The sequence below is a fragment of the Mycobacterium sp. genome (assembly GCF_035653355.1).
Taxonomy (GTDB): domain Bacteria; phylum Actinomycetota; class Actinomycetes; order Mycobacteriales; family Mycobacteriaceae; genus Mycobacterium.
Genome location: NZ_DASRBZ010000110.1, coordinates 1 through 2,225, shown reverse-complemented (window position 1 = coordinate 2,225; position 2,225 = coordinate 1). Strand labels below are relative to the sequence as shown.

Here is a 2,225-nt window from a genome sequence, read left to right as displayed (position 1 = left end):
GCCAGTTCATCGCCGATCGTCACCATTTTCACCGATTCGATCGCAAAACGCGCACCGGTAGCGAAGGCCAACAGGTCGTTGATCGACACCACGTCTTGCACATAGGAGTCTGCAGATGCGCGAGGCACCACGAGAGTGCCGGTTCGCGGTCGAGACGACACGAGGTTGTCGTCACGCAGCCGCCGCAGCGCCTCCCGCACCGTGTAGCGGCTAACCGAAAACCGCTGAGACAGCTCATGTTCGGTGGGAAGCTGCGATCCGACCGGATATACCCCGTCCACGATCTCTTTCCGCAGGGTTCGCGCCACCTGCAGATAGCGATGGTCGGCCGGTCGAGTATCAGGCATGACGATCGCCTTGTTGACAAAACGCAAGCACGCTGCCCTCGCCGTCGGCGGACACATACAAGGTGCCGTCCGGCCCGGCCGCGATACCCGCGAACGGGCCTTGCGGTCCGGAGAACGGCGGCATGCCCCGCAGGGGCTTAGGAACGACCCCAGGTGGGGCGCCGACCGGTAGTTCGGACGCGATGGTGCGCCGGACGCCGGTGTCCAGATCGAAGGCGATCAGCTCCTTCGCGTCGGCATCGACGACGTACAGCTTCCCATCGCGCATCAGGATGCCCTGCGGACCGCGCAATCCGTCCAGCACAGTCTCGGTGCCGGTGCCGCTGACGTTGACTACCCGTCCGGCACCTGATTCGGAGACCAGGCAACCGCCGCCGGGAGCGATCGCCACCCCGACCGGCTCGTGCAAACCGCTGGCGAGCACCTCGACTTGGCCGGCGCGAACGGACTGCACCCGTCCAGTTCCCAGTTCCGCGACCACGGCAGCGCCATCGGGGGCGATCGCCACGCCATAGAGCTGATCGAATCCATCTGCCAGGACGTCACTTTCGCCTGCAGCGGGCCGATAGCGCGACACTTGGCCGCCGGACGTGGTAACGACGAACTCGCCCGTACCCAGAGGGGTAACCCCGCGCAAAAAGCCCGGATAGCCGGGTGTGAACAGCATCCCGAGCGTCTGCAATATCCCGTCGGAAGCCAAAACATAGAAGAAGGTGCCGTCCGCGATGTAGAGATTGCCGTCATCGCCGACCGCCAGATCCAGCGGCCAGTTCAACCCGCCCGGCAACACCCTGTGAGTCGTTCCGCCCTCGAGGATTTCAGTGATCTCCCCGGTGAAATTGGAGACGAATAACCGGTCGCCCGCGAACGTCAAGTTGTCCAGGCCGGGATTGAGTTGAGCCAGCACGGTGCGCTCGCCGGTGCGGGGGTCGATGCGCAGCACCTGTCCGCTGTGCACCTGGGTCGAGACGATTCGGCCTGCGGAATCGAACTTGACCGCATCCGGGACGCCAAGCTCGGCGGCCACGCGTTCAGGCTGCCCGCCATCGGGATCGATGCGCCAGATCTCGTTGGCGCCCATCACCGGGAAGTACAACAAGCCGTCCGGGCCGACCTCCATGGCATTGGGCGACGGCACATTCTCCAGCAGCACCCGCGGCGCACCGCCGTTCAGATCCAGCTCGAGAAGACGCCCACCCTCGCGACATTCACCGATGAACAATCGGCCTTGGTGGACGGTGATGCCGTTGGCGCAGGGGACGTCGTTGCGCAGCACCCGGGTACGGCCATCGGTGCCGCGCACGCTGACCCGGCCGTCCATCACCTCGGTGGCATAGAGATTGCCGCGGGGGTCGAAGGCCACGTCATCGGGCGCAATGATGTCGCCGCCTTTGGCGCTGATGGTGTCCAGGTCGCCGGTCTGGACGTCGAGCGCGCTGATCTGGCTGCCGGTCACCTGAGCGATGTAAACCCGCCCATCCGGACCGGTGCGCAGGCCGTTGGCGCCGAACAGCCGGCTCGGCGCAGTGAGCCGAGTCAGGCTCCAGCCTTCTGCCACGATGGGCGAACCCTGCACCGGGTAGCGGCTTTTCTGCAGCGACATTCTCGGCGATCCTCCGCGGTACTCCCGCTAAGCATATTCGTCCAGACAATACCCGCGTCAGCTTCTGCCACTAGTCCTTGACGCAGGGCCGCATGCGGAGAATCATGTTCTCAATTGCGTACATAAGACTATCTTGTCCGGACAATTAGCTGCCGGACCTTTTGGTGTGGATGGAGCGGGTATCGGTGGCGGCAGATGACCTCCTGAGTCTCGAGGGCCGCATCGTCGTGGTGTCCGGCGCAGCCGGCGGCGGTATCGGCACCACCGTGACGAGG

The 2,225-nt window shown here is 64.7% G+C and carries 2 protein-coding genes; both read right to left on the bottom strand.

Annotated features, from left to right (window positions below):
* A partial coding sequence (locus VFA16_RS03535; RefSeq protein ID WP_324966487.1) for a winged helix-turn-helix domain-containing protein occupies positions 1-347 on the bottom strand: 347 nt, incomplete at its 3' end.
* Positions 340-1,950: an SMP-30/gluconolactonase/LRE family protein gene (locus VFA16_RS03530; protein WP_324966486.1), complete on the bottom strand. Its 1,611-nt coding sequence runs from the start codon at positions 1,948-1,950 to the stop codon at positions 340-342. The genes VFA16_RS03535 and VFA16_RS03530, both read right to left, overlap by 8 nt.
* Positions 1,951-2,225 lie beyond the last annotated feature (275 nt).